The sequence below is a fragment of the Cohnella rhizosphaerae genome (assembly GCF_029525575.1).
GTDB lineage: Bacteria > Bacillota > Bacilli > Paenibacillales > Paenibacillaceae > Cohnella > Cohnella rhizosphaerae.
This window is the reverse complement of record NZ_JAPDIA010000001.1, coordinates 94,564-121,262: the sequence shown is the minus strand read 5'-3', so window position 1 is coordinate 121,262 and position 26,699 is coordinate 94,564. Positions and strand designations below refer to the sequence as shown.

24 protein-coding genes are annotated in these 26,699 nt (G+C 48.0%); 20 read left to right on the top strand and 4 right to left on the bottom strand.

Annotated features, from left to right (window positions below; translation table 11 throughout):
• Window positions 1-80: 80 nt before the first annotated feature.
• The 3 genes from OMP40_RS00585 to OMP40_RS00575 all read left to right on the top strand — a co-directional run bounded on the left by OMP40_RS00585 (window position 81) and on the right by OMP40_RS00575 (window position 4,045).
• On the top strand, window positions 81-599 hold the full coding sequence (locus OMP40_RS00585) for a hypothetical protein (protein WP_277528293.1): 519 nt from the start codon (window positions 81-83) through the stop codon (window positions 597-599).
• 2,404 nt (window positions 600-3,003) lie between these two features.
• Window positions 3,004-3,471: an AAA family ATPase gene (locus tag OMP40_RS00580; RefSeq protein ID WP_277528291.1), complete on the top strand. Its 468-nt coding sequence runs from the start codon at window positions 3,004-3,006 to the stop codon at window positions 3,469-3,471.
• On the top strand, window positions 3,392-4,045 hold the full coding sequence (locus tag OMP40_RS00575; protein WP_277528289.1) for a hypothetical protein: 654 nt from the start codon (window positions 3,392-3,394) through the stop codon (window positions 4,043-4,045). Before OMP40_RS00580 ends, OMP40_RS00575 begins: the two co-directional genes overlap by 80 nt.
• Window positions 4,046-4,181: 136 nt before the next feature.
• On the opposite strand, the gene OMP40_RS00570 is transcribed toward OMP40_RS00575, so the two are convergent.
• Together OMP40_RS00570 and OMP40_RS00565 are read right to left on the bottom strand one after the other, a co-directional pair.
• On the bottom strand, window positions 4,182-4,613 hold the full coding sequence (locus OMP40_RS00570) for a transposase (RefSeq protein ID WP_277528286.1): 432 nt from the start codon (window positions 4,611-4,613) through the stop codon (window positions 4,182-4,184).
• The gene (locus tag OMP40_RS00565) at window positions 4,567-5,421 is read right to left on the bottom strand and encodes a transposase (protein ID WP_277528285.1); all 855 of its coding nucleotides are present in this window, start codon (window positions 5,419-5,421) and stop codon (window positions 4,567-4,569) included. Before OMP40_RS00565 ends, OMP40_RS00570 begins: the two co-directional genes overlap by 47 nt.
• 688 nt (window positions 5,422-6,109) lie before the next feature.
• On the opposite strand from OMP40_RS00565, the gene OMP40_RS00560 reads away from it, so the two are divergent.
• Window positions 6,110-6,565: a GNAT family N-acetyltransferase gene (locus OMP40_RS00560; RefSeq protein ID WP_277528283.1), complete on the top strand. Its 456-nt coding sequence runs from the start codon at window positions 6,110-6,112 to the stop codon at window positions 6,563-6,565.
• Window positions 6,566-6,769: 204 nt separating this feature from the next.
• Window positions 6,770-7,285 carry a DUF3841 domain-containing protein gene (locus tag OMP40_RS00555; protein ID WP_277528281.1) on the top strand — a complete coding sequence of 172 codons (516 nt, stop codon included), beginning with the start codon at window positions 6,770-6,772 and terminating at the stop codon, window positions 7,283-7,285.
• Between the two features lie 250 nt (window positions 7,286-7,535).
• Here OMP40_RS00555 and OMP40_RS00550 read toward each other — a convergent pair whose 3' ends face one another.
• Window positions 7,536-7,826, bottom strand: a complete 291-nt coding sequence (locus OMP40_RS00550) for a hypothetical protein (RefSeq protein WP_277528279.1) — start codon at window positions 7,824-7,826, stop codon at window positions 7,536-7,538.
• Window positions 7,827-8,139: 313 nt separating this feature from the next.
• Here OMP40_RS00550 and OMP40_RS00545 point away from each other — a divergent pair, with 313 nt between their 5' ends.
• The 6 genes from OMP40_RS00545 (at window position 8,140) to OMP40_RS00520 (ending at window position 11,688) form a co-directional block, all read left to right on the top strand.
• On the top strand, window positions 8,140-8,622 hold the full coding sequence (locus OMP40_RS00545) for a hypothetical protein (protein ID WP_277528277.1): 483 nt from the start codon (window positions 8,140-8,142) through the stop codon (window positions 8,620-8,622).
• A gap of 192 nt (window positions 8,623-8,814) precedes the next feature.
• The gene (locus OMP40_RS00540; RefSeq protein WP_277528275.1) at window positions 8,815-9,165 is read left to right on the top strand and encodes a hypothetical protein; all 351 of its coding nucleotides are present in this window, start codon (window positions 8,815-8,817) and stop codon (window positions 9,163-9,165) included.
• 559 nt (window positions 9,166-9,724) lie between these two features.
• Window positions 9,725-10,165, top strand: a complete 441-nt coding sequence (locus OMP40_RS00535; protein ID WP_277528273.1) for a hypothetical protein — start codon at window positions 9,725-9,727, stop codon at window positions 10,163-10,165.
• A 283-nt stretch (window positions 10,166-10,448) separates the two neighbouring features.
• Entirely contained in the window at window positions 10,449-10,622 is a 174-nt protein-coding gene (locus OMP40_RS00530; protein WP_277528271.1) for a hypothetical protein, read from the top strand.
• A complete protein-coding gene (locus OMP40_RS00525) occupies window positions 10,619-10,840 on the top strand; it encodes a type II toxin-antitoxin system death-on-curing family toxin (RefSeq protein ID WP_277528267.1) in 222 nt (73 codons plus the stop codon). Before OMP40_RS00530 ends, OMP40_RS00525 begins: the two co-directional genes overlap by 4 nt.
• Before the next feature lie 395 nt (window positions 10,841-11,235).
• Window positions 11,236-11,688 (top strand): hypothetical protein, encoded by a 453-nt coding sequence (locus OMP40_RS00520; RefSeq protein ID WP_277528265.1) that lies wholly within the window; start codon window positions 11,236-11,238, stop codon window positions 11,686-11,688.
• A 239-nt stretch (window positions 11,689-11,927) separates the two neighbouring features.
• Here OMP40_RS00520 and OMP40_RS00515 read toward each other — a convergent pair whose 3' ends face one another.
• Complete coding sequence (locus OMP40_RS00515) at window positions 11,928-12,218, bottom strand: hypothetical protein (RefSeq protein WP_277528263.1); 291 nt, start codon at window positions 12,216-12,218, stop codon at window positions 11,928-11,930.
• A gap of 328 nt (window positions 12,219-12,546) precedes the next feature.
• Here OMP40_RS00515 and OMP40_RS00510 point away from each other — a divergent pair, with 328 nt between their 5' ends.
• From OMP40_RS00510 to OMP40_RS00470, 9 genes are all read left to right on the top strand, one after another.
• Window positions 12,547-12,984 carry an NUDIX domain-containing protein gene (locus OMP40_RS00510; protein ID WP_277528262.1) on the top strand — a complete coding sequence of 146 codons (438 nt, stop codon included), beginning with the start codon at window positions 12,547-12,549 and terminating at the stop codon, window positions 12,982-12,984.
• A 253-nt stretch (window positions 12,985-13,237) separates the two neighbouring features.
• A complete protein-coding gene (locus tag OMP40_RS00505; RefSeq protein ID WP_277528261.1) occupies window positions 13,238-13,696 on the top strand; it encodes a hypothetical protein in 459 nt (152 codons plus the stop codon).
• Between the two features lie 231 nt (window positions 13,697-13,927).
• Window positions 13,928-14,716, top strand: a complete 789-nt coding sequence (locus tag OMP40_RS00500) for a protein phosphatase 2C domain-containing protein (RefSeq protein ID WP_277528260.1) — start codon at window positions 13,928-13,930, stop codon at window positions 14,714-14,716.
• A gap of 458 nt (window positions 14,717-15,174) precedes the next feature.
• Window positions 15,175-16,041: an ABC transporter permease gene (locus tag OMP40_RS00495; RefSeq protein ID WP_277529166.1), complete on the top strand. Its 867-nt coding sequence runs from the start codon at window positions 15,175-15,177 to the stop codon at window positions 16,039-16,041.
• 42 nt (window positions 16,042-16,083) lie between these two features.
• Entirely contained in the window at window positions 16,084-16,995 is a 912-nt protein-coding gene (locus tag OMP40_RS00490) for a carbohydrate ABC transporter permease (protein WP_277528258.1), read from the top strand.
• A 59-nt stretch (window positions 16,996-17,054) separates the two neighbouring features.
• Entirely contained in the window at window positions 17,055-19,409 is a 2,355-nt protein-coding gene (locus OMP40_RS00485; protein ID WP_277528256.1) for a helix-turn-helix domain-containing protein, read from the top strand.
• A 142-nt stretch (window positions 19,410-19,551) separates the two neighbouring features.
• Window positions 19,552-21,120 (top strand): ABC transporter substrate-binding protein, encoded by a 1,569-nt coding sequence (locus OMP40_RS00480; RefSeq protein WP_277528255.1) that lies wholly within the window; start codon window positions 19,552-19,554, stop codon window positions 21,118-21,120.
• A gap of 294 nt (window positions 21,121-21,414) precedes the next feature.
• Entirely contained in the window at window positions 21,415-21,567 is a 153-nt protein-coding gene (locus OMP40_RS00475; protein ID WP_277528252.1) for a hypothetical protein, read from the top strand.
• Entirely contained in the window at window positions 21,521-26,635 is a 5,115-nt protein-coding gene (locus OMP40_RS00470; RefSeq protein ID WP_277528250.1) for a discoidin domain-containing protein, read from the top strand. The genes OMP40_RS00475 and OMP40_RS00470 overlap by 47 nt, the downstream gene beginning before the upstream one ends.
• Window positions 26,636-26,699: the final 64 nt, after the last annotated feature.

Here is a 26,699-nt window from a genome sequence, read left to right as displayed (position 1 = left end):
GGATCTATTATCATTTTCAACAGGATATACTGCTCAAGATCAAAATCAAATAAGTTTTGATTGGAACGGAAAACATGCAAATGAGTTTTTTTGATTCAAACCAACAATTTAGAAGGAATATTATTAATTTTGTAATTGAAAACGATCAATTATATTTTCCTGTAGACCTCATTAGAGATTTATTTTTGGAAGAAGCAAAATGGTCAGTTCAAGCATGGTCTGTGGGATATGATTTTAATAAATTGGGTGAGAAGCTTATTAGATATGGGAAAGATAAATTCCTAAATGACTTCTTAATCGGGGCATTTTCAAGCTTTGATACATATTGTTCAAGTAGAATGATGCATCTTGAGCGGTTCGAGGTTGAATCAGTGCTAGAGGAATTAAAAAAGCGATTGAAAGATCCGGAATGTAAAGATTATAAGGACAAATACGACTCTGGAATTGAATTGTTCGAAAGCTATCTAGAAGGTAATCAAAGGGAAGGACTTTTTCAAATTACAGGTGATATACAAGTAACAAATATAAGAGTTGTAAAACCAAGTAAAATTAAAAATATGATAAGAACAATATACAAGAAGATAAAACGAAATTTGTAAGTAAGACTGAGGGACTGTGACATCATCTAACATAATATTCACGCATCGGAGCCTGACGGCTCCTCGGTCCGCAAGAAGCGATCGGCAGGGAAGCAGAATCAGCGGACACATCCGCACCGACTAACCGCATCGCGGCCGGCTCCCGTTGGGAGCCTTAAGTCGGTGGGACGTCGTGAATACGGAAACGTTAGATGAAATTATTGCAGAGTAATTTTAAGGAGCGAAATGGAAAAATTTTATGACAAGATAACTAATTGTCTTACCGCGGCTTTTTTCTGTTCGTTACTGGTAAGTAGCATATTGTATTTCAGTTCAAATTCTATGAAAGTCAGTAACGTTATATTAATGATTTTAGGAATTACAGGACTAATATGGATCTATAATTTAGTTTTTATACTGCCTTTAAGTTACTTGAAAGATATGATTTTAAAAAAAATAAGTAGTAAGGCTGAAATATATATGTCGTCGATTCTTTTAGGATCTCTTAGTTTTGTAGTAGGTTTGATAGTATTATTTGTCTTATGGCTTGATATTAGATGGATGTTCTTCTTCTTCCTTATACCGGGTACTTTTAGTGGCCTGATTTATCCAATCATTGAAAGATGGGACAAAAACTCTGTGAGCAAAACGGGAAGGCAATAACTTCATCTAACAATGTATTCACGCTTCGGAGCCTTTGGCTCCTCGGTCCGCCAGATGGAATTCGGGGGAAGTGGAGTCAGGCGGACACACCTGCGAGGCTAACTGCGCTGGTGCGCAGCCGGACCTTCGGTCCTTAAGCCTCTCGGCGTCGTGAATAAGGTAACGTTATACGTAATTACTGCAAAGAAAGGAGAGATATTCAATTCGAGAGATATTCAGTCTCTTTAGAATTATTTCTATTTCAATTTACATAACATGGTTTATTCTGGTGCTAATATTATTTAGTAATTCAGTTATAGATAAGCGGATTTATTTTTACTTATTGCTAGGGGGTAGCTTTATCATTGGTCTTTCTCAACAGATAATTGTAAATAAATTAATGAATAAGAATAATAGCCTCACTAAACGAAGAATACAGTTGTATATAATCTTAAACATTATTCTAGGTATTCCATTGTATATGACGCTTTGGATAGTTAGTTTTCCAATAGAGGGGGTTCGTTCGAGTACTTTAAACTCTTCTCAACAATATATAGGTTTAGTACACTTCGTTACTTGGTTTGTAGTGAATTCATTAATACTTAGACCAAAAAGAAAATTCAGTATTCTATTGTTTTTCTTAAGCCCTATAATTCTGATGATTTCGACTACAATTACAATATTATTCATAATCATTTTTTTCTCGTAAGTTTCTCAAAGAAGGCAGTAACTACGTATAACAATGTATTCACGCTTCGGAGCCTGCGGCTCCTCGGTCCGCCAGATGGATTTCGAGGAAGCGGAATCAGGCGGACACACCTGCGAGGCTAACTGCGCTGGCGCGCAGCCGGACCTTCGGTCCTTAAGCCTCTCGGCGTCGTGAATACGGAAACGTTAGCTGAAATAACCGAGTGCATTAATAAAGCAAGAGGTGAGACAAAATTGATTTTTACATATTGTCTTCGGAGTATTGGATGGGCCGATATCTATCTTCAAATTGGAAAATCAGAAATCTATATTGACTCAAGTTATCTTACTGAACCATTAATAGGCCTAGCTAAGTCAATCGAATCCTTAATGTCTGAACTGGTTCCATCTGATGAAGTGAAAAATTTTCTATATCCAAGTAATCCATGCTTCCTCAGTAGATCTTCCATTGATTGTACTATTAATGTAATGAATTCATTTAAATTACAGCGTTCCTTAAATTCTAATTTACCTTCAAATAGAAGTGATTCCATCTATAAAACAAGTTATTCTTATTTCAATTTCGACTTCGTTTATTTTTTCAATTTGCCAGATATGAATTGCTGGCTCAGAGTTTATTTCAAATTGGACAACACAGTGGTATGCACAAGATTTTCCTCTGAGCAGCTACCTTCAACTGAAATACTATTTATTAAATAATAGTGGCTTTCCCACAAAGATTATTAATTCGAATGAATGGAATGAAATAATACAATCAAATTTAAAAGACGAAATGAAACTAATTGAGAAGATATTGTAATTATTTCGAGAGGCCGGTTACTCCAGCTAACAATGTATTCACGGTTCGGGCCTAGCGGCCCTCGGTCCGTCAGATGTATTTCGAAGAAGTGGATTACAGCCGGACACACCTGCGAGGCTAAGTCCTGACGGACTCGGTCGCTACGCGACCTTAAGCCTCTCGGCGTCGTGAATACAGAAACGTTATAAGAAATTGGCGCAAATCATTGATAAGAGTAAATTTATTTAGTACGATGGGTTTAAAGGAAATATTTGAAAGATAACTTGGGGTGAAGGTATGGGTTTATTTAATAAAAGAAAACTACCACATGAGGTTTTTACTCCGAGAAAACCTGAAGTGAATAGTGATATGTATATCTCTCGTCCTAGACTAGAAAAAGATTTGAAAAGGGAACTTCTAGGGACAAAGCATGTAATAATCCATGGGGAAAGTGGATGCGGGAAATCGTGGTTGTATAAGAAAGTGTTATCTGATATGAATATAAATTACGAGGTTATTAACTTAGCAAACGCCGCAAGATATGGGAGTATCACAGAAGAAATAAAGATGGTCCACTCAAGTTTACAACCCACAAGAAAAACTGGGTATAGTGAGAAAAAAGCAGGTGAACTTTCCGCAGGCATAGCAAAAGGGCAGCTAGAGTTTGTAGGTGAATTCAGTGTAAGTGAGCAAGACCCTGTTGAATTGCTTTTCAAACATCTATATAAGAAATCCAAAAAAACAAGTTTCGGTATTAGTATTTGACAACTTAGAAACAATTTTTCATAGTGAGAAATTAATGGATGAATTGGGCAATCTTATTGTCTTACTAGACGATAGGAGATATGCGCAATATAACGTGAAGTTTGTTATAGTAGGTGTTCCATCGGGGATTATTGAATACTTCTCAAAAACTAAAAATTTAACTACGATATCTAATCGATTGTCGGAAATTTCCGAAGTTACTAGGTTGAATGCAGATCAAGTAACTTCTTTTATAAAGAGTGGATTTATTGAAGAATTGATGATTAACTTCGAATCCAGCTCTCTATATAAAAAGTATGAAGACCATATTGCTTGGGTAACTAACGGCATTCCCCAACGATTACATGAATATTGTTTAGAAGTATGTTATTTTTGTGAGGAAAATAATTGGAGCGCTAAAGATCAATATTTAAACTTAGCAGATCAAAAATGGGTGGCAAAATCATTATCAAAAAACTATGTTGTGATTGATAACATTATGAATTCAAAAGAAACAACCGTCGGAACAGAAATTTTGCAAACAAGTACTGCTCGTAGCCAATCTACTAGCGCATCTTCCTCCCCGGAGAGTTGAGGGCACGCTTGAGAAGCGAAAGGTGTTAGATGGTCGCCGCCATGAAGGCGATTTTGAGGGTGGCAGATGCGAATAGGCGCAAAAAAAGCCCCGCCTCATCTAAGCTACGACAACACCACTTTTAATTTAGATTTGGTCATGCCTCATTTAGTTGTAGTTCGCTTACTTGTACAGGATGCGCTGCGGCTTCAAGCGCTTGGGGCGAATCCGCGGCCGTCCTCCCTTTTTTGCGCCGTCCCCGGCTTGTTCGTTCCTTTGGGCGGTGGAGCACCGCGAGCAAGGCCTCCATCGGCTTTCTCAGATACGCCCTGAGCAGGGTGATGAACTCGCCGCGATCCATCGTCGGTGCATGCCCTTGCCGCCATAGCTCCACCAGCAAATAGGCGATGAGATTCAAGTAGATTTGGTTCCATACGGCTTGTTCTTTGGTGCTGTACAGTTTCTTCAGGCGTAGCTGTTGCTTCATAAACTTAAAGAAAAGTTCCACCTTCCACCGGTAACGATACATCTGCGCGATATCCTCAGCCGAAACGTCGAAGCGATTGGTGAGCGCCCGTACACGGTGCAACTTGCCTTTTTTGATCCGTGAACGAATAAGTCACCAGCCGAAAAATTCCCGTTTCACCTGTTTTCGAATCGGTCAGCTCGACCTGTGCATCCTGTTCGATGGAAGGGCCGACATCCTCTTTTTGAAGGATGACTTTCACTTTACTATTGGCCTTCAGCCGTGCCACAAAGCGAATCTTCTCCCGGTTCCAACGCAGGAACTGTCCGTAGTCGATATAGCCGCGGTCCAGTAGGTGCGTGGCTTCACTGCGCGTCACTAGGGCTCCGGTCACTTCCCGGTCCAGGTCGGCCACACAAGCTGTCGATAGCACCACGCGGCTGGGTACTGCGCTTTTTTCGCCGGTCAGGTCCAAGCTGACGTGCATTTTAACGGCGTTGTGGCCCTTTTGCTGGTAAGCCCACTCGCCGCGGACTTTTCCCAACGTGAGGACAGTCGCATCTACGGCAGCCAGCGGACCAAAATGCTTCAGCGGACGTGGGAGTCCGAATGTTCGAGCATACCGCGCCACCAAGTCCGTATACGTCTGTTTCAGCACATCGGTTGACAGCTGACGTAATCTGCGGTTGAGCGCTGAACCGTCGATTGACGAAAGGTTCGTCCATTTCTGCATCCAGGGTGTACTGGATAAGTGTTGCGCAATCTCACCCACGGCATTTCGCTTCTGCAGGATCCCTTCCAGATAGAGAAGCGTTGTGTTCCAAGCAAAGAGCTTTTTCGCATAGGCATCGCTCTTTAAAGCGGTATTGTGCTGTCCCAACACCCCTAAAACTTGACGAACAACCCTTTCATTGCTTACGATTGTATTCAAGAGGTCTCCTTACCGTAGGTGTTGTCGTAAACTCTACGTTACAGGAGCCTCTTTCTTTTGTAAAATTCCCCTCCTTTTCCTACCCCACTCGAGTCTTTGCAAAATTTCTGCCGTCGGAAGACGAAATCAAGTTCTTTTTTCACTAGGACAGATTGAAACAAGTACATTTACTACAACGGATGTAGAAAACCTACTAAGAAACCACTTTCCGAATTCGACACAAGGGGTCAAATTAAGTGTAGGCCAAACACTGAAAGCAATTTCCGAATATGATGACGCTCCAATTAAAAAAAACTCCTAAAGGAAATTCATGGTTGTTTACCGATCCACTTTATTTATTATGTATCAGAACCATACTGGAAAAAAATACAATGGAACGAATTGAAAAAGTTGAATTAAACGAAGTCAGTCACTAGTTAACTCCGCGAAAGCGGAGTTTTTTGATAGTGTCTCGGGAAGGCGCCAACATCTTATAACAATGTATTCACGCTTCGGGGCCTGCGGCCCCTCGGTCCGCCAAGTGGATTTCGAGGAAGCGGATTCAGGCGGACACACCTGCGAGGCTAACTGCGCTGGCGCGCAGCCGGTCACTTCGTGACCTTAAGCCTCTCGGCGTCGTGAATACGGGGACGTTATACGACAGATCGAAGTCTTTGTTTAAACCCATTCATGAGAAGGACTGGTTTGTATGGTATTAGCATTAAAATCAGCTACAACAAATGATGTTGAAATTATTGCTAAAATGAACTTTCAACTTATTGAAGATGAAGGCAGTACAAACCCCATGAATATTACTCAATTGCAAGATAGAATGTTGAATTGGCTAAGTCATGGATGGGATGCCGATTTGTTAGTCTTCCAGGAAAAGATCGTAGGATATGCAGTATATAAATTTCAAATGAATTCATTTGATGACACAAAAAAGGAAGTCTACATAAGACAATACTTTATAAAGAGAGAAGAACGAAATAGAGGTTATGGCCTTAAGGGAATAGCTCTTTTAAAACAAGAGCGTTTTACAGAAGTTAAAAGCATGATAATAGATGTCTTAGAATCAAACCCAAGAGGAAAACAATTTTGGGAAAAGGCTGGATTTAGGCCGTACTATACAAACATGAAATGCAGTCAAAATGAATGTAAGTAGCCCAGGGATCCGTCGTATAACAATGTATTCACGCTTCGGGGCCTGCGGCCCCTCGGTCCGCCAGATGGAATTCGGGGAAGCGGAATCAGGCGGACACACCTGCGAGGCTAAGTCCTGTCGGACCCGGTCGCTACGCGACCTTAAGCCTCTCGGCGTCGTGAATACGGGAACGTTATACGATATTAATGCAAAGCTAGGTGAAAGATGAAATTCTGGACTATTCAATCGCTAGAAGCTTGGGATCAAGCTGTAACATCGGGCTATCTTGTTGGGAATCCAAAATATATTGATAAGGATTGGTTAGTCAGCTATAGATGGATGATGAATGAAATGAAGAAGCGGCTTATTTACTATAAAGGAGAATTTCCTATTTGGCTTTGGACCAAGAGGCCTGATTTGAGGATTGGTGGCAGGTTAGGAAAGGGACAACAAGGCGTATTGATTGAAGCTGAACTTAATAAAGATGAAGTTCTTATTTCTGATTTTATGGCATGGCATATCGTGTTAAACAATGACTACCTTACCCTTTCTGAAGAAGAAGATAATAAACTTGCTAACGGAACGTTCTTAAAAACAAAAGAACAGAGCTGGATAAGGATATTTGAATATCACGAAATTAAGCAATATGACTATTGGAAAGGGGAAGACTTACTACAAGCTGTCACAGGAAGAATTGAACTCAGCAGGCTTAAGAAAATTAAAGAATTCACAAGCCGATAATTATTGATTGTATTTCAAAGATGGCATTAACATCGTATAACAATGTATTCACGCTTCGGATCGTCTTCGCCGATCCTCGGTCCGCAAGATGGACTTCGAGGAAGTGGAATCAGGCGGACACACCTGCGAGGCTAACTGCGCTGGCGCGCAGCCGGTACTGCGTGACCTTAAGCCTCTCGGCGCGTGAATACGGTAACGTTATAGGAAATATCGGCAGAAAAAATAAAAGTCACTCAATAGTGACTTGATATTACTGTCTATTAAATTTCTCGAAATCGGATTCTAAACGAAATACACGTTTGTTAAGGGCAGCAATTTCAGCTTCTTTGTCAAAGAAGTCGTTGTTGATTTTTTCGAGAAGTGCGAAAATATCTTTAGGTTGTCCGTCTTCAAGCCGCACAATGGCTTGATAAATACTATTAACTTGAATGGCAGTCTGGCTTTGATTTTGATTTAAGATAACTTGATTTTGACTAATTTGTTGAATTTCAGCTTTAAGATTAACAATTTCTTCAAGAATCTGTTTTGAAATCTGATCCAAAACAAACCCACCTTTCATAATTAATATTATAGCATGAAGGAATCAAGGAATCAGTATTGTTTAATTTACAAAAAAAAGGATTTAGTAAGCATTTCAGAGAAGGCCGATACATCCTATAACAATGTATTCACGCTTCGGGGCCTGCGGCCCTTCGGTCCGCCAATTCGAGGGAGCGGAATCAGGCGGACACACCTGCGAGGCTAACTGCGCTGGCGCGCAGCCGTCCACTTCGTGACCTTAAGCTGCCTCTCGGCGTCGTGAATACGGTAACGTTAGGTGAAGTTATCGAAGGGCAATTTGTGAGGTGATCTCATTGAAAGATCTATATAAAATAATTAATGACCAATCAAAGAGCATCTTTACTAAAGTTGATGAGCAAGTAGATGAATTTTGGAAATGGTCAAAAAATGAAAAACAAAGCTATGAATGGGAAGTGAGCTATCCCAATTGGTCGTTACTAACTACTTTGGTTATTACTTTATTAGAAACGACGAGCTATGATCAATGGGATCAAAGAACAATAAATAACTTATTATACATAATTGCTAGAGACAATGAATGTGAAACAATAATTGAAAAGTTGAGTGAACGAACTAATAACTATTTGTTTTTGGCAGAAGAAGCTCTTAAATATTCTGATAATGATGCTAGATGGCAATTTGCTCATTATCTTATCAAAGTTGAAGATCGCAAACCTGAAGTGAGAGCTCTATTATATAAATTTTCAGAAGACTATGTTGAATATGTAAGGAAGAGAGCAGTAGAAGCGATAAAAACTTTTGAAGGCTACTCTTGAAGACGATAACTTCACCTAACAATGTATTCACGCTTCGGAGCATGCGGCCCCTCGGTCCGCCAGAGGGATTGCGGGGGGAGCGGATTCAGGAGAACACACCTGCGAGGCTAACTGCGCTGGCGCGCAGCAGGACCTACGGTCCTAAGCCTGGAAGCGTTATGTGAAACACCCGAAGAGCGGAGGAATAAAAACATGTGGTTACAGGGTGGACCATTTCTAGAAATTAGTCTTTTAATACAAGAAGATAAGATCTATAAAATTATCACAAGGCTTTCAAATCATAAAAGTGTATCAATCCTAGAGGAGAATTTAGAAGATAAGATAAACCAATTTGAAATTGGATATTTGTATGATGAACAAGATAGCTCATCAAATCGGATTCATTCAACTAGTATTAATATCCTCGCTAACATACAATGCAAAAGAAAATCAGTAATATACATATCGAAAGTAGCAAAAGATACAATTTTATTGAATTTTTGTTTCTTTGGGAGTGAATTTGATGCTCCTGAATGGGGACAGTTAGGAATTAAAAAAGGATGAATATCATTATTATATTAACTACCTTTCTGAGATGCTTGAACATTTTCACGGATATGCTGGTGCAGTTGCAATAGAGAATGATGTTTTAGGGTTGATCTCTGAAACCCAAAGTTGGCCGGATAATATATACAGTTATAAAGAAATCAATCCAAGCGAGCTTTTGAAGCGAGAATATCAGAATAGATACATAGGTATTGGAGTAATTTTAGACGGATCTATTCAAACAAGATATTTTGTGAGTAGTTCATAGAAGTCTGGTGCATCATATAACAATGTATTCACGCATCGGGTCGACTTCGTCGCCTCTCGGTCCGCCCGATGGAATTCGGGGATGTGGATTGAGGCGGACACACCTGCGAGGCTAACTGCGCTGGCGCGCAGCCGGACCTTCGGTCCTTAAGCCTCTCGGCGTCGTGAATACGGGAACGTTATGCGAAAACAAGGAGGATTTATGAGATCATATTTGTTCTTTATATTTTATTGTTTATTTATTTTGACCGCGTGTCAGAGAGAGAACCATCCTCAACCACTTTCTGAAGAGGACTTTAGTATTTCGTATATGAATAAACAAATAAACGAAACTATTCTACCAAAGATTGATTCCTTATTAGGTATTAGCAATGAAGATGTAGAAAATAACTATGGTTTGGTTAGTCAAGGTCCCGAGAATGGATACTCCAGATGGAACTTACATTACCCTAGTCGCACAAATACGGAAATTCAAATAACAATCATGGGTGATGGGCATAATCCACTTGAAGGAGATTATATAGCGGGTCTTCAATTATATACAATTTCAACTGCAAGAGGAGTTAAAGTGGGAGACAGTTCAGAGGACTTAATCAACGTATATGGTAAACCCAGTGAAAAAACAGATAATAAACTTACATATTTAAAAGGTACAAAAAAGTTAATTTTTGAATTAGATAACAAGACGATTTCAGGTATAACCATAGATTATGAATTTGAAAGAGCTGAAAAGGATCAGGGATTTAAGTAAGGCTTCGAAGTCATCAACTTCGCATAACAATGTAATCACGCTTCGGGGCCTTCGGCCCTCGGTCCGCCAGGTGAATTTCGAGGAAGTGGAATCAGGCGGACACACCTGCGAGGCTAAGTTCTGTCGGACCCGGTCGCTATGCGACCTTAAGCCTCTCGGCGTCGTGAATACGGTAACGTTATATGTAATACCGGCAAAGCTTATTTTAAGGTCATTCAATGACGATGTTAAGTGCTTTTGATATTTGGTGTATACTGAGAAGTAAAGAAACGGAGGCGATTAAATGAGTCTTGAAGAAAAATTGATCCAAGACTTTTTGTCACTACCCCAAGAAAAACAAATCGAAGTCATTGACTTCGTGGAATTTCTAAAATCGAAAAATAATTCTAAAATCGAGAACGTCATGGATGATATTATTAACGAAAACATAGAAGCGCTTAGGGAGTTGGCAAAATGATAACCATCACTTTTGACCAACTCCTTCATTTTCATCATAAGATTATCGAAAGTACTGGAGGGTCGGCAGGAGTAAGGGAACGAAGTGTATTGGAAAGTGCTCTTGGCAAAGCAGAAATAACATTTGATGGACAAGAGCTTTATCCGGGATTAACAAGAAAGATATCGGTTATTACCTATTCACTTATTAAAAACCATTGTTTTGTTGATGGGAATTAGCGAATTGGAGTTGCAGTTATGCTGTTGTTATTACGGATCAACGGTTTAAAGGTCTCTTATAGCCAAGATGAATTAGTTCAATTAGGTCTGGGAACGGCAGAAGGAAGATACAAAGAACAGGATATAGAAGACTGGATAATCAGACATCAGGTATAGAAACCTTGGTGTCTTTATTTATTTTTTATGAGGATAACTCGAAGAAGGCCGGTACTACATATAACAATGTATTCACGCTGCGGGTCCTACGGCCCCTTGATCCGCCAGATGGATTTCGGGGAAGCGGAATCAGGCGGACACACCTGCAAGGCTAACTGCTGACGCGCAGCCGGCTCCTTCAGAGCCTTAAGCCTCTCGGCGTCGTGAATACGGAAACGTTATACGAAAGGACGAAGCGAATGATTATTTCCAAACCTTTAGAAGAATATGATTTTATTTTGTTCTCTACTGATCGAAAATCATCAATGCTATTTACTTTTCTAGAGATTGAGCAGGAAAGGTATCCTTCAATTTCTTTTCGTGTTCATATTAAGGATTATATGTTTTCTGGAGAGGTATATATTTGGATAGAAAAGGAGAAAATCGATAATTTTCTAAGAGACATAAAAGAATTGAATAGTTCAAGAAAAGGTAAATTAACTTTAGAATCCATGAGCCCAGAAGAATTGGAATTATCAATTCAAAGTGAAAGAGTAGATCTTTTCTTAATGAACTATTCAATAAAGCAAACAAAATATTGCAAGAATAAAATGATTGAAACAATCTTAAAAGGAACATTTGAATTCGATTTGGAATTCTTTAATGACTTAGAACAAAATGTTAAGGCAATAGTTAAATTATTGAAGTTATAAGATTTGTAATTATTTCAAGGGTCCCTTCGTATAACAATGTATTCACGCTTCGGGCCTAGCGGCCCTCGGTCCGCCATATGGATTTCGGGGAAGCGGGATCAGGCGGACACACTTGCGAGGCTAAATGCGCTGGCGCGCAGCCGGACCTACGGTCCTTAAGCCTCTCGGCGTCGTGAATACGGAAACGTTATAGAAAATATCGGCAGAAAAAATAAAAGTCACTCAATAGTGACTTGATATTACTGTCTATTAAATTTCTCGAAATCGGATTCTAAACGAAATACACGTTTGTTAAGGGCAGCAATTTCAGCTTCTTTATCAAAGAAGTCGTTGTTGATTTTTTCGAGTAAATCGAAAATATCTTTAGGTTGTCCGTCTTCAAACCGCACAATGGCTTGATAAATACTATTAACTTGAATGGCAGTCTGGCTTTGATTTTGAATTAAGATAACTTGATTTTGACTAATTTGTTGAATTTCAGCTTTAAGATTAACAATTTCTTCAAGAATCTGTTTTGAAATCTGATCCAAAACAAACCCACCTTTCATAATTAATATTATAGCATGAAGGGATCAAGGAATCAGTATTGTTTAATTGACGAAAAAAAGGATTTAGTAAGCATTTCAGAGAAGGCCGATACATCCTATAACAATGTATTCACGCTGCGGGGCCTGCGGCCTCTAGGTCCGCCAGATGGATTTCGAGAAAGTGGAATTAGGCGGACACACCTGCGAGGCTGATTGCGCAAGCGCAGCCGGACCTGCGGTCCTTAAGCCTCTCGGCGTCGTGAATACGGAAACGTTATAAGAAATTGGGTCAAACGTTTTAAATTCATAAACTCTAAAGGATGGTGCTGTTTTGGCACATGTTCGAATACGTTGCACAGGTTTAATTATTGAAAATGATTCAATATTACTAGTTGAATATAATGAAAGAGGTATCCATTATAATTTGCCCGGCGGTGGTTTAGAGCCAGGTGAAACAATAGTGGACGGAGTAAAACGAGAAGTTCTCGAAGAAACCTGTGCAGAAATTGAAGTAGGCCCAATAGCATTAGTATATGAAATGGCTCCCCATAAGCAATCAGGAGATTATAAAGATAACGAACAGCACGGATTAAATCTTATTTTTGAATGCAAACTAACGGGCAATACAGTCCCTCAACTACCTTCCCAACCAGACCCTCATCAAACTGCAGTAAAGTGGATTCCGATCCAAGAACTTAATAGTTTAATTTTAATTCCGAATATAAAAAAATCAAATTATAGACTATGTTCAAAATCGAAGGAATATTGAAATCATTGAAGATCATCGTTTAGAAAGGCTAAAACAAAATCAAAAGAATTATTAAGTAATATTCATCATTGGAGGCGCAATTTGGGAATTAGAAAATTACTTATATGCTCACTTCTTATTACAATAGTGTTCCTTATCTATTATTCTATTGATTACTCGGGGAAAGTAGCTAAGAAAAAAAAGATATGAACAGTATAAAACAGAGCCAGCAGCTATTGAATCAATAGCGCTGTGGAACGACTGGGAAAAAGCATTGGTAAGCAGTTCGGAGTCCGTCATTTTTCATTTTAAGAAAGAGTGGATACCGGATGATAAAGAAAACAGTATAGAAATCAATCAAGTTTTAAAAGTTGTAGGAGATACAACGATCATTATCGATAAAACATATCGTAATGTGTTTCAGGGTGATGATGACGTAGTAATGATGCTTAGATTTGAACAGAATACCAAAAAGCTTAAAGGCAAGTTTATTACACCAATGACTTTTGAAAATACAGGAATGCTTTATAACTTAAACTGGGTAGAAATCCCGGTGTCGTTTTCTTTTGAGCACGAAGGACAAAAAATTGAGGTTGAATCATATTCTTATGGACATGGAGAAGATAGTGTTACCTTTGGTATTCCCTATAGTTTTTTAGAACAATATCATTTTCAAATCGATGTGCTATATACAGGATTGGCTTTATATGAATACAAATATATCGGGACTTGAAAGAATCTCTGAAAACAATCAATTTTATAGATCGAGTCAATGAAGGCCAAAGAATTGACTAAGTAAAGGTTACACAACCCAAGCTGTGCAAGGGATAGTGCAATATCTATTCGAAAACACAGAGGTAAAACAATTGAATGCGGTCGCACTCATTGAAAATAAGCCTCTCGACGTCATCAATACGGTAACGTTAGGCGACGTTGTAATAAGTTTTGGGGAGTGAGTGATTCAATGCATTATGAATGGATAGGAGATAGAGAACCATTCTTAGATGAAATATCGGTAAATAAAATTGGCAACATTCATGTAGGGCGTTTTGGTGGTAGCACAGAAAATGGAGCAACTAAAAATGAAGATGCACTATTTATATTAAAGGGTGAAGATCAAGAATGGACTCTTGCTGTTATACTGGATGCCCACAATAGTACTGAGAGTTCCAGAATTATCCTTGAACTTTTTAAGAATAATAGAGCTGTACTTAGCGAGATATGTACTTCCAATCGTGCATTTAGAGATCTTGAGCCGTATATTCTCCGATTATTATCTGAAGAAAGTTTTAAAGCAAAATGTAAAGCTGTCACAGGTGAAACTTCATGTTTAATTTGCTTTCAGTTTGGATCATATATATGGTGGCTATCAATAGGAGATTGCATGGCATTTTTGTTTCATCCAGAACTTGCCAAGTTCAGTCAATTTGGTCTTAATCAAAGGCAGTTTTATGAATGGATCGGAGAAGTGAATACTTTTGAACTCTCCGTGCCTTGCTACGTTTCAGGCAGGAGACAACTAAGGAAAGATACTAACTTAATCGTACTCATTACGGATGGTGTTTTTGAATATGAGGATGGATATTATGAAAATCATCGGAATCTCTACAACAGATTTTTTAACGGAATGAAAATGGAAGAGAACATTGACTTAATCTTGAGAGATCTTTTGAATGACCATGTTAAGGACAGCACAACGATTATTAGTTGGCAAGTCATTAATAAACAACCTGTACAATATCCTTCTGATTAATTGAAGAAGATTGCAACAGCTCGTAACATACGGGACGGATAGTTGGTCAGAACCACAAGCAGAACTGTGATAGAAATAAAAAAAACACTTTAGCATCTTGGCGTTTTGAATCAAAAAAAGAAGCATCCGCACGCGAACAGCGCGGATGCTTCTTTTCGATTTATTTTTTTTGCGATGCCCGGCGTGTCAACGAGGCTCTATTGTCGTCCCGTCAATCGCAGGCAGGCTTGTGCGGTCATCTTCATTTTTTGCCGAAAAGCTTTCGTTTTTACTGTAGAGCCTGCCGGTGCGAGGTGATATGTTGTGGGGACTGCGAATAGAAGCGAGGAGTGAATTCCGAAACAATGAACACAGCTTATCCAAATCAAGTCTCGGGTCCGGCTGACGGGGGGCTGCAGCGTGCGGAGCGGAAGTATCGCGGGGTCAAGCGTCTGCTCCGCGACGCGCCGTTGCTGTCGATGACGCTGCCGGGTGTGCTGCTGCTGCTCGTGTTCGCTTATCTGCCCATGTTCGGCATCGTGATCGCTTTTAAAAACTTTCGCGTCAGCGACGGCATCTGGGGCAGCGAATGGGTCGGCTTCGCCAATTTTCGCTATCTGTTCAGTTCGAGCGACGCCTGGCGCATCACGTTCAACACATTGTTTTTGAACGCGCTGTTCATCGCGTTTGGCACGGTCGCCGCCGTGGCGCTGGCGCTGCTGATGAACGAAATCCGGAACCGCTGGCTTAACCGCGTGCTGCAGTCGTTTTTGTTTTTTCCGTATCTGCTGTCCTGGGTACTCGTCGGTTACATCGTATTCGCGCTTTTGCGGATGGAGAACGGACTGGTCAACAACGCGCTGGCCGCGCTCGGCCTGCCGCCTGTGAATTGGTATATGGAGAGCAAATATTGGCCGGCGATTTTGCTGCTCGTCTCGGTATGGAAGTCGGCGGGCTACAATTCGATCATCTATCTGGCGGCGATGCTCGGAATCAACCCGGAGTATTATGAGGCCGCCCGGATCGACGGGGCGAGCAAGTTTCAACAGATCAGCCGGATCAAGCTGCCGCTGCTCGCGCCGGTACTGACGATGATGACGCTGCTGCAGATCGGCCGAATTTTCTACGCCGACTTCGGCCTGTTCTACAACGTAACGCGCGATTCCGGCATGCTTTACGAGACGACGGACGTCATCGACACGTACGTGTTCCGCATGCTCCGCACGGTGGGCGACATCGGGATGGCTTCCTCGGCCGGCTTCTACCAAGCGGTCGTCGGCTTCCTGCTCGTGCTGCTTTCCAATCTGATCGTACGCAGGATGGACAAGGACAATGCGCTATTTTAATGACATGAAAAGCCAGACAGCCGCTTCGAGGAGGAATGGTTTATGCATCTAACGCCGAGTGAGAGGACGGCCGAGCTGACGCCGAGTCAGCCGCGCCGGGCGCAAGTCGGCAAGCTGTTTCTTCTGCTCGCGGTTGCTGCAATCGGCGCCATCTGCGTTCTGCCGCTCGTCATCGTGATCTCCGCTTCGCTGTCCAGCGAGCGGTCGCTGGTCGAGTGGGGCTACAGCCTGCTGCCGCGGGAGTTCAGCATCGCTGCGTATGCCTATCTGTGGCACCAGCCCGATCAGCTCGCAGCGTCCTACGGCATCACGACGTTCGTAACGGTCACGGGCACGCTGGGTGGGCTTTTGCTGTCCAGCTTGCTGGCTTATCCGTTGGCGCGGCGGGATTTCCGCTGGCGGCGGCCGTTGTCGTTCTACGTCTTCTTTACGATGCTGTTCAACGGCGGTCTCGTTCCGACCTATATTGTGGTATCGCAGGTGCTGCACTTGAAGGACACGGTATGGGCGCTTATTCTGCCTTACCTGATCGTCCCCTGGTTTGTACTGCTGCTGCGCACGTTCTTCGCCATGCTGCCGGTGGAAATCATCGAATCGGCGCAGATGGACGGCTTTGGCGAATACCGGCTCTTTTTTCGCATAGTGCTTCCGCTGTCGACGCCGGTGCTGGCAACGGTCGCGCTGTTCGCCAGTCTGAATTACTGGAACGATTGGTTCCTCGCGCTGCTCTATATCGATGATCGCCGGCTGCTGCCGCTGCAATATTTGCTAGTCACGATTATCCAGAACATCGAAGCGATCAATATGTCGGCCAATACGGTAACGACGGCGGCTCCGGCGGAGAGTGTGCGAATGGCGACGGCGGTGCTGGCGATCGGTCCGATCGTATTCGTTTATTCCTTCCTGCAGAAATACTTCGTCCAGGGGCTGACGGTAGGGGCAATTAAAGGGTAACGCAGCTAGCGTGCAGGCGGCTCCTTTCATGATAGAATGAGGCAGAGGAGGGGGGAGTCGTGGGCTGGATCCGATCGCGGATGTTTTCCCGTATGTTTTTTTCCTTCACCGTCGCACTCGTTACCATTATTCTGGGGTTGTCGTACGGGCTGTTCGTCGTATTCGAGCGCGTTGCGCTGCGGATCGTGACGGAGTCGAACATGAAGACGCTGTCGCAGATCAGCTACAGCGCGAATTATATGAACGACAACGCGCGCAATTTCGCCATCTCGATCTTCGGCGATCCCGATCTGACGCAGATGATGTACCGCAGCGACGAAGACGGCACAAGTCTTCTGTTCAACATGGACCGGCTGAAGCAGCTGACCGCAACGAATCCATTCATCTATTCCTTCCATGTTTATAACAGCCGCATCGACCGGCTATTCACGATAGGCGATACGGCACAGGATACGCCGGAAAATCGGCGAGAAATCGATCGCATTATGCAGTCGGCCGATCAGAACCGCAGAAAGCTGCTGCCGATTCCGCGGCGCGTTCGCCTCGATCCCGCGGTGGCGGGCGCGGATACGCCGGTTGTAAACGTTTATACATATCTGATGTACGACCTGATCTCGGGCAAGAGCGGTCCCGAAGGTGCCATTATCGTCAACGTGAAGGAAGAGTATCTGAACGACCTGATCCATTCGCTGCAGCGCAAGAACAGCTTCCCGGGCATGGATACGTTCATCGTCGACGGAGATGGCACCTTCGTCAGCGGCGGCAAGGCGTTCCTGACGCAGACAGAAGATTCGTTCGTGCGCACCCTCCTACAATCGGGCCAGACGGACGGGCATTTCCTCAGCGAAATCGACGGCGAGAAGAAGATGGTCGCTTACGTCTCGTCCGAGCTGCTCGGCTGGAAGTTCATCAGCGTCGTGCCGTACACCGCCATTACGGATGAGGCGAGCCGGATCAAGCGGATTACGCTGTTCGTATGCGCCGCTCTGCTCGTGCTCGGCGCCGGGGCTTCGTTCCTCATCTCCAGCACGATTACTTCGCCGCTTCGCAAGCTGGTCGGCAAGCTGAAGCATTCGGCCGGCGATCCGGCGGAAGACGAATCGCTCGACGAGATCTCCTTGTTGTCCCGCGCGATCGCCGAGTCGACGAACAAAGCCAGACTGCTCGACGCAGCCGAGCGGGACAAGCTGCATGCGCTCCGGAACGAGCTGCTGGCCGATCTGCTGCTGGGCGGGAAGCCAGCGGCCGACGAAGGCGAGCGACTCCAGACGACGTTCCGGCGTTACGGAGTCAAGCTGGATGTCGGCGACGACTATATGCTAGTGGCGTGGCGGCTCGACCGCTATGCCGCGTTCGCCTCCGCCTATTCGCTCAGGGATCAGGCGCTGCTGCGTTTTGCCTTCGCGAACGCGGCGGACGAACTGCTGCGCACGTCATTCGACAGCGAAACGGTATACATGGGCGGCGATACGCTGATTTCGATCGTCCAGGCGGCGGGCACCGGACCGGACGAGTCGCCGCGCAAGCTGGGCGGGATCATTGCCGAAATTCAGTCGTGGACGCTCGCAAGCCTCAAGCTATCGGTCTCGGCGTCGACCGGCTACGTGCATCGGGACTTCGGCAGGCTGGGCGAAGCATACCGGGAAGTGACGCGTATCGCCCAATATCGGCTGATCTTCGGCCACGGCTCCGTACTGCGCCCGGACTCGCTCAAAGCGCAGAGCACGGACGCCTACCGGCTGCCTGTCATGAAGGAAAAGCGGCTGCTGGAGGCGCTGCGTACCGGCAAGCTGAACGAAGCGGATATGGCGTATACGGACATCGTCGGCGAAATACGAGGCTACTCCTACGATACGGTCGTCTCGACCCTTCTTTATGTGACCTATGCGATCTACAACGAACTGCATCAGTTGGAAAGCAACAGCCAGTTGCGCTTCGATATCGATTTCACGACATTCAACCGGGAGATCGGCGAGCTGGAGACGCTCGAACAGATCGGCGTCCGGTTCGCCAGTCTGTTCCGCCACGTCGCGGGTATTGTGAGCGAGCAGAAGCCGAAGCGCGGCAGCGCCGTCACGGAGACAATCGTGCAGCTGATCGACCAAAACTACAAGGACAAATCGCTATGCCTAGAAAGTATTGCTAGCACCGTGAATATGTCGAAGGTGTATATCGGGAAGCTGTTCCGTGAGGCGTACAACCAGTCGGTGGCCGACTATATCACCGATGTCCGGCTGAAACGGGTGGTGGCGCTGCTGCACAGCGGCGTCATCAACGTCGGCGACATTTTGGACGAGGTGGGACTGGAGAACAGCAACTATTTCTATAAATTGTTCAAGGCACGCATGGGCATCTCGTTCAGCGAATACAAAACCCGCCATCTGCCGCAGCTGATCACCGGGCACCAGTCCTGAATCGGACTAAGGTGGCGAAATCTATAGATTTGGCTGCAAAGGTTGCATTTTAGCTGTGGATGATGCGCAAAAATGCGTGCTATGTTGAGTGCGTCCAGGCCAAGGCCGAGGCATTCCATTTTTAGAGAGGGGAAAAATACGCATGGTTTTGCAAAAACGCCTGCACGCCGCCATCGTATGCAAGCTACTGGTCGCGTTGCTGCTGGCCGGGTGCGGCAGCAACGGTCCGAAGGAGAGCGGGAGCGCTTCGCCGGCAGCCGTTCCGACTGCTTCAGAGCAGGGCGATGAGACGGAGGGAAGCAAGGAGCAGCTGCCGCCGGTCGAACTGACGTATTATTATGTCGGCACGCCGCAGAAGGATTTGCCGCTGGTTGAGGCGGAAATGAACAAGATTCTGAAAAAGAAGATCAATGCGACGATCAAGCTCAAACTGATCGACTGGGGCAGCTACGACCAGAAGATGAACGTAATGATCGCCGCGGGCGATGAAATGGATCTGATGTTCACCGCGCCATGGAGCAACAACTACTACCAGAACGTGGAGAAAAATGCGCTGCTGCCGCTCGACGATCTGCTCGACAAGTACGCGCCGAGACTCAAGGCGACCGTGCCTGCATACGTTTGGGACGCGACACGTATCAGGGGCAAAATTTACGGCGCGATCAACTGGCAGATTATCGCCATGCAGTACGGCTTCGACATGCGCGAGGACTTGGCCGACAAATACGGTCTAGATATGGACAAGGTCAACAAATACGACGAACTGGAGCCGTTCCTCGACAAACTGGCTGCGGGCGAGCCAGGCGTAACGCCGCTGTCGTACGTGAACAATTACGATATTTTTAACGGGCAGGCACCGTACTTCGGCATGGATACGATCGGCGACGACGCTTCGCCGGGATGGTTGTATCTGGACGACAGCGAGACCAGGGTCATAAACCAGTACGCTTCGCCCGAATACGAGCAGTTCGTTCGTCTCATGCACAAGTGGCACGAGAAAGGTTTCTTCCGCAAGGATAATGCCAGCATCACCGATAATACCGCCGATACGAAGGCGGGCCGATACGGCGGATCGCTGGCCGCTACGGTTGCGCCGGGCGTGGAAAGCACGGTTTTCCTGAGGTTTGGCGTCCACAAGAAGTTCAAGGCGCTCAGTCCGGCGCTTGTGACGACCGGGCGGGCGATCGCGACGATGACCGGCATCAGCGCTACGTCCAAAAATCCGGAACGCGCGATGATGTTCCTGGAGCTGATCAATACGGACAAGGAGCTGTACAACCTGCTGTGTCACGGCATCGAAGGCAAGCATTACGTCTTTGTCGACAAGGAAAAGGGCGTCATCGGCATGCCGGAGGGCATCACGCCGGAGACGAACGGCTATGCTCCCGGCACGGACTGGATGTTCGGCAATCAATTCAACGGCTATTATATCTCCGAAGCGGATGTCGGCAATTGGGAGAAAACGCAGCAATTGAACGAGAGCGCCGTCCGTTCTCCACTGCTCGGCTTCAACTTTAACCCCGAGCCGGTCAAGGCCGAATTGGCACAGGCGAGCACCGTAATCAAGCAGTACCATAATTCGCTCGTCTCGGGCTCCGTCGACCCCGACAAGTTTCTGCCGGAATTTCTCGAGAAGCTGAAGTCGGCGGGCGCAGATAAAGTAGTGGCGGAGAAGCAGAAGCAGATCGATGCCTGGAAAAGCGCAAAGTAAACGGCCGCGGACATAACCGGATGCCGCATCCCGGGCTGACGGGATGCGGCATCCGGCGGCGTCGACGGGACTTGCGCCCGGTTGCCGCCGCGCCGGTTCGGGCCGCGCGCAGGGTGCTATTCGACGGTGCGGGTTGTTGGAAGTTTGCATTTCGATTCGAGGCGGGTGAATAATGAGCGAACGGCAGGATTCATCCTGGCGACAACCATCAAAGCGGCAACAATAGCGGACAACGAGAGATTCTGCCGGACCGGGGCTTTATTCGCCCTCCTCTCAAACGAGGAGCGTGCAACCATGGTTCAAAACAGATTGGCCAGGCGTCTGTCGGCGCTTGCGCTCGCTTTTGCATTGTTGACAGGTTCGGTCAACCTGCCGTTTGGCGGACGGACGGCGGCGGCGGATGCCGCGGTCGAAGCCGAGCTATATGTCTCCCCCTTCCGGCAATGACAGCAATCCGGGAACGGAAGCCGCGCCGCTGCGAACGATCGCCAAGGCGCGCGACGTCGTGCGGACGCTGAACGACGACATGGAAGGCGACATTGTCGTCTATCTGCGCGGCGGCGAATATGCGGTAACCGGGACGATCGAGCTGGATGAACGCGACTCCGGCAGCAACGGCTACAACATCGTCTACACCAACTATCCCGGCGAGACGCCGGTCCTTACCGGCGGGGCGCGGCTGGACGGTGGCTGGACGTCAGTCGGAGGCTCCATCTACAAGCTGGACGCCGAAGGACTGGATTTCCGCCAGCTGTACATCGACGGCCGGCGGGCGACACGCGCGAGAATGCCGAATGCCGGCACCGAATACAGCATTCTATCGTGGACGTCCGCGGACAAGACGATTCAGATCGACAGCTCGGAGATCTACGATTGGGACCGTTTCGGGCAGGTGGAGATGGTTATTCAGCAGCATTGGGCAGAAGGTATGGTGCCGCTCGATTCGTATACGGTAACGGGCGGCACGGCGAACGTCGCCCTGTCCCAGCCGTCGCGGAACATCATCTTCAACCGCGCCGCTCCCGTGCGTACGGCCAACTCCAGCTACCATTTCGAGAATGCGTATGAATTTATCGATGAGCCCGGCGAATGGTATCTCAACCAAGACACCGACGAGCTGTATTACATGCCGCGCGCGGGCGAGAATCTGGCGACCGCCGTCGTGACGGTGCCGCAGACCGAAACGCTGCTGAAGCTTCAAGGCACCTCCTTGACGACGCCCGTGCACCATGTTCGCTTCAGCGGCCTCACGTTCGCCTATACGACGTTCATGAAACCGAACGAAGGACTGCTCATCGACCAGGCGATCGCTTACAGCCGCAGCGACGGGGGATGGGACCGGCTGCCGGCTGCCGTCTATCTGGAATCGGCGGACGATATTACGTTCGAGGGCAATAGGTTCACCCATACGGGCGCGACCGCGATCGATCTTTACCGCCGCGCGCACGACAATCGGGTTGTCGGCAACGCATTCATCGATCTGTCCGCAGGCGCGATCAGCCAAGGCGCGTTAAATGAATTCGGCCGGCCCTACAACGAGACGGATACGCGGGAGCTGGCGCAGAACAACGTGTTTGCGAACAACTACATCCGCGGCTACAGCCAGGCTCCGCTAAGCGCGGTGGGCATTTTCAGCGGCTACGCGCAGGGCACGCTGATCGAGCACAACGAAATTTCGGACGGCGCATATACCGGCATCAGCGTCGGTTGGGGCTGGATCGACGAGGATAACGTCTCGAGCGCCAATATAGTACGATACAATAACATCTACAATGTCATGAACAGGCTAGCGGACGGCGGCGGCATCTATACGCTCAGCCGGCAGCAAGGCGGGGAAATTTACGGCAACTACATTCATGATCTCGACCGTCACGCATATGCGTCGTATTTTCCGCTGGCGGCGATCTATCTCGATCAGGGCACGAGCGGCTTAAATATTCACGATAACGTAAGCGAAAATGTAGCGACAACCTATTTTCACAATGTGATCGGAACCAATACGCTGACCAACAACGATGGCAGCGATCCGGCCATCAAGGCTCAAGCCGGTCTGGAACCTGAATATTGGGGTTTTGGACCGGCCGCTGACGGTTTGCTGCAGACGATTGCCGGGCATGCCGCAATCCGCAGCTGGACCGCGGCGGACAACGGCGAAGCGCGTATTGTCGGCGAAGCGGTCAATACGGCGATGGATGGCGTAATGATCTCGATCAAGAAGAACGGTGTGCCCGTTCTCGGACCGGTAACCGTCGGCTCAAGCGTGTATACGCACAACCTGGTCGTCCGCGTCGAGGAGGGCGACACGCTTGAATTTCTGACGGAGCCGACGGGCGGCGCCGTGTTGAACGATCTCGACTGGGAGCCGCAGGTGAAGGCGGAATATTTTCCGGTCCGGCTGGATATAGACGGCATGACGGTGGCGGAACAGACAGCGGCACCGTTGATATCGGCTCCCAACCGTACCGTTACGCTAAAAGTGGATGCGTCTGCGGACATTACCCAGCTCGCCCCGACGATCGTCCTGCCGCCGGGAGCCAGCGTATTCCCCGCATCCGGCGCGGCGCAGGATTTCACGAATCCGGTGCAGTACGTCGTCTCCGACGGCAAGGGCAGGCAGACGATCTGGACGGTCAGCGTCATCCGGGCGGCGGACTTGCCGGACAGCCGGATGCGCGGCTATCCGTTGAATGAAGCGATCGCGGACGACGCAGTGTGGCATGTCGAGGGCGGAAGTAAGACAGCAGGAACGGGCAGTCTTGCCCTATCGACGCCGACTGGCTTCGCGACGTATCAGGGGCGAAAATACGGCGACGAGCTGCTGGAATTCAACGTGACGACCGAGCAGTCGGGACCGGGCGATTGGCCATGCTTTACGCTGCGCAACCGGTTGAACGACGAGGTGCTCTGGGGCGAGAATAACGCGGCGTATACGATGTGCGTCAAGCCGGACGTGCTGGAGCTGCAGCGGTTCAACGAAGGGGAACGGACGGTGTTTTACGGCAATATCGGGGAAAGCGTGCCGCTGGCCGGCGATGCGGTGCCGAATACGGTGTTCGCGTTCGGCCAGCCGAATCTGGTGCAGTTCGGCGCGCTGAATGTCGACGGAGGCGTGAGGCTGATCGCCAACATCAACGGCGTCAACGTGTTCGATTATGTGGATACGGCGGCGGAGCGGATCGAGGATTCCGGCTATTTCGGCGTGCTGGCGTACGCCAGTCCGGTGAAGCTCGGCAAGACGGCCGTGCCGCTCAGCCTGAACGAAGCGATCGCGGACGACGCGGGGTGGCATGTCGAGGGCGGAAGCAAGACAGCAGGAACGGGCAGTCTTGCCCTATCGACGCCGACGGGCTTCGCGACGTATCAGGGGCGGAAATACGGCGACGAGCTGCTGGAGTTCTACGTGACGACCGAGCAGTCGGGACCGGGCGATTGGCCATGCTTCACGCTGCGCAACCGGTTGAACGACGAGGTGCTCTGGGGCGAGAATAACGCGGCGTATACGATGTGCGTCAAGCCGGACGTGCTGGAGCTGCAGCGGTTCAACGAAGGGGAACGGACGGTGTTTTACGGCAATATCGGGGAAAGCGTGCCGCTGGCCGGCGATGCGGTGCCGAATACGGTGTTCACGTTCGGCCAGCCGAATCTGGTGCAGTTCGGCGCGCTGAACGTCGACGGCGGCGTGCGGCTGATCGCCAACATCAACGGCGTCAACGTGTTCGATTATGTGGATACGGCGGCGGAGCGGATCGAGGATTCCGGCTATTTCGGCGTGCTGGCGTACGCCAGTCCGGTGAAGCTCGGTAAGACGGCCGTGCCGCTCAGCCTGAACGAAGCGATCGCGGACGACGCGGAGTGGCATGTCGAAGGCGGAAGCAAGACGGCGGGAACGGGCAGCCTCACGGTATCGACGCCGACGGGCTTCGCGACGTATCAAGGGCGAAAATACGGCGACGAGCTGCTGGCGTTCAACGTGACGACCGAGCAGTCGGGACCGGGCGATTGGCCGTGCTTCACGCTGCGCAACCGGGTGAACGACGAGGTGCTCTGGGGCGAGGACAACGCGGGGTATACGATGTGCGTCAAGCCGGACGTGCTGGAGCTGCAGCGGTTCAACGAAGGGGAACGGACGGTGTTTTACGGCAACATCGGGGAGAACGTGCCGCTGGCCGGCGATGCGGTGCCGAATACGGTGTTCGCGTTCGGCCAGACGAATCTGGTGCAGTTCGGCGCGCTGAACGTCGACGGCGGCGTGCGGCTGATCGCCAACATCAACGGCGTCAACGTGTTCGATTACGTGGATACGGCGGCGGAGCGGATCGAGGATTCCGGCTATTTCGGCGTGCTGGCGTACGCCAGTCCGGTGAAGCTGCACAATACGTTTCTGTTCCAGAATTCGGGCTCGGACGGCGAGCTCGCGGCCCGCATCGACCTTTTGCTGGCGGCGATCGACGAGGCGCAGCATCTCATCGACGATACGGACACGGGGAACGGACAGGGCGAGTATCCACAGTGGGCCAAAGACGATCTGGCCGATGCGATTGCGGGCGCGGAGGACGCGCTGGCCGATGAGGAGCGGACGGTGGCCACCATCGACGCGGCGCGGACGGCGCTGCTCGCGGCAATAGATGCGTTCGGGGAGGCGACAGCGCATAATGTGGCGCTGGGCAAGGCGGCAAGCGCGTCTTCGGTATATCCGGCGGGGAACAGCTATGCGCCTGGCAATGTTGTAGACGGCAATGCCGGTATGGGCTGGTCGCCGGGAGGCAGCGGCTCGGCCGGCCATTGGTGGCAGATCGACCTCGGCGCGCCGTATGCGATCAGCCAGATCAATCTGGTGACGCGGCAGGATCTCGATCAGGAGGTTGAGCGGCGCAACTTTGAAGTGCAGGCGTCGAACGATCCCGACTTTGCGACGTATACGGTGCTCGGCAGCCAGGGAAGCACACCGCTTGCTTATCAGGCTACCTGGACGATTCGGGTGAGCGATCCGAACGCGTACCGCTATGTACGTGTGGCGAAGACAGTCGAGGAATATTTTTTTATTAACGAGGTGGAAGTGTTCAGCGGGCCGACCCCGCCCTCCGAGCCGGAGACGAATCTGGCGGCGGGCAAGACGGCAAGTGCATCTTCTGTGTATCCGCTGGGAGAAATTTTCGCGCCAGGCAAGGCTGTGGACGGAAGTTTGGCGACAGGCTGGTCGCCGGGCGGAGACGGAATAGCGCTGCACTGGTGGCAGGTCGATCTTGGCGACGCATACTCGCTCGGGCGGATCAACCTGATGACGCGCCAGGACGTAGACCAGGAGGTTGAGCGGCGCAACTTCGAGGTGCGGGCGTCGAACGATCCCGACTTTGCGACGTATACGGTGCTCGGCAGCCAGGGCAGCACAGCGCTCGCCTATCAGGCGGCATGGACGACCGAGGTGACCGATCCGACCGCCTACCGGTATATTCGCGTGGCAAAGACGGTCAAGGAATATTTTTTCATTAATGAAGTCGAGGTTTTCGAGACATAAGACGCCGACTGCTAATTCTCCGGAAACGTTCATTAAGGCTCCCCAACAGAGCCTTGATGGACGT

What these genes read in the sequence shown, in the direction of transcription:
- OMP40_RS00490 (WP_277528258.1), top strand. Translation starts at nt 16,084, where the DNA reads ATGCATCTAACGCCGAGTGAGAGGACGGCCGAGCTGACGCCGAGTCAG.
- OMP40_RS00480 (WP_277528255.1), top strand. Translation starts at nt 19,552, where the DNA reads ATGGTTTTGCAAAAACGCCTGCACGCCGCCATCGTATGCAAGCTACTG.
- OMP40_RS00475 (WP_277528252.1), top strand. Translation starts at nt 21,415, where the DNA reads ATGGTTCAAAACAGATTGGCCAGGCGTCTGTCGGCGCTTGCGCTCGCT.
- OMP40_RS00500 (WP_277528260.1), top strand. Translation starts at nt 13,928, where the DNA reads ATGCATTATGAATGGATAGGAGATAGAGAACCATTCTTAGATGAAATA.
- OMP40_RS00560 (WP_277528283.1), top strand. Translation starts at nt 6,110, where the DNA reads ATGGTATTAGCATTAAAATCAGCTACAACAAATGATGTTGAAATTATT.
- OMP40_RS00540 (WP_277528275.1), top strand. Translation starts at nt 8,815, where the DNA reads ATGTGGTTACAGGGTGGACCATTTCTAGAAATTAGTCTTTTAATACAA.
- OMP40_RS00495 (WP_277529166.1), top strand. Translation starts at nt 15,175, where the DNA reads ATGACGCTGCCGGGTGTGCTGCTGCTGCTCGTGTTCGCTTATCTGCCC.
- OMP40_RS00585 (WP_277528293.1), top strand. Translation starts at nt 81, where the DNA reads ATGAGTTTTTTTGATTCAAACCAACAATTTAGAAGGAATATTATTAAT.
- OMP40_RS00470 (WP_277528250.1), top strand. Translation starts at nt 21,521, where the DNA reads ATGCCGCGGTCGAAGCCGAGCTATATGTCTCCCCCTTCCGGCAATGAC.
- OMP40_RS00580 (WP_277528291.1), top strand. Translation starts at nt 3,004, where the DNA reads ATGGGTTTATTTAATAAAAGAAAACTACCACATGAGGTTTTTACTCCG.
- OMP40_RS00525 (WP_277528267.1), top strand. Translation starts at nt 10,619, where the DNA reads ATGATAACCATCACTTTTGACCAACTCCTTCATTTTCATCATAAGATT.
- OMP40_RS00535 (WP_277528273.1), top strand. Translation starts at nt 9,725, where the DNA reads ATGAATAAACAAATAAACGAAACTATTCTACCAAAGATTGATTCCTTA.
- OMP40_RS00530 (WP_277528271.1), top strand. Translation starts at nt 10,449, where the DNA reads ATGAGTCTTGAAGAAAAATTGATCCAAGACTTTTTGTCACTACCCCAA.
- OMP40_RS00520 (WP_277528265.1), top strand. Translation starts at nt 11,236, where the DNA reads ATGATTATTTCCAAACCTTTAGAAGAATATGATTTTATTTTGTTCTCT.
- OMP40_RS00555 (WP_277528281.1), top strand. Translation starts at nt 6,770, where the DNA reads ATGAAATTCTGGACTATTCAATCGCTAGAAGCTTGGGATCAAGCTGTA.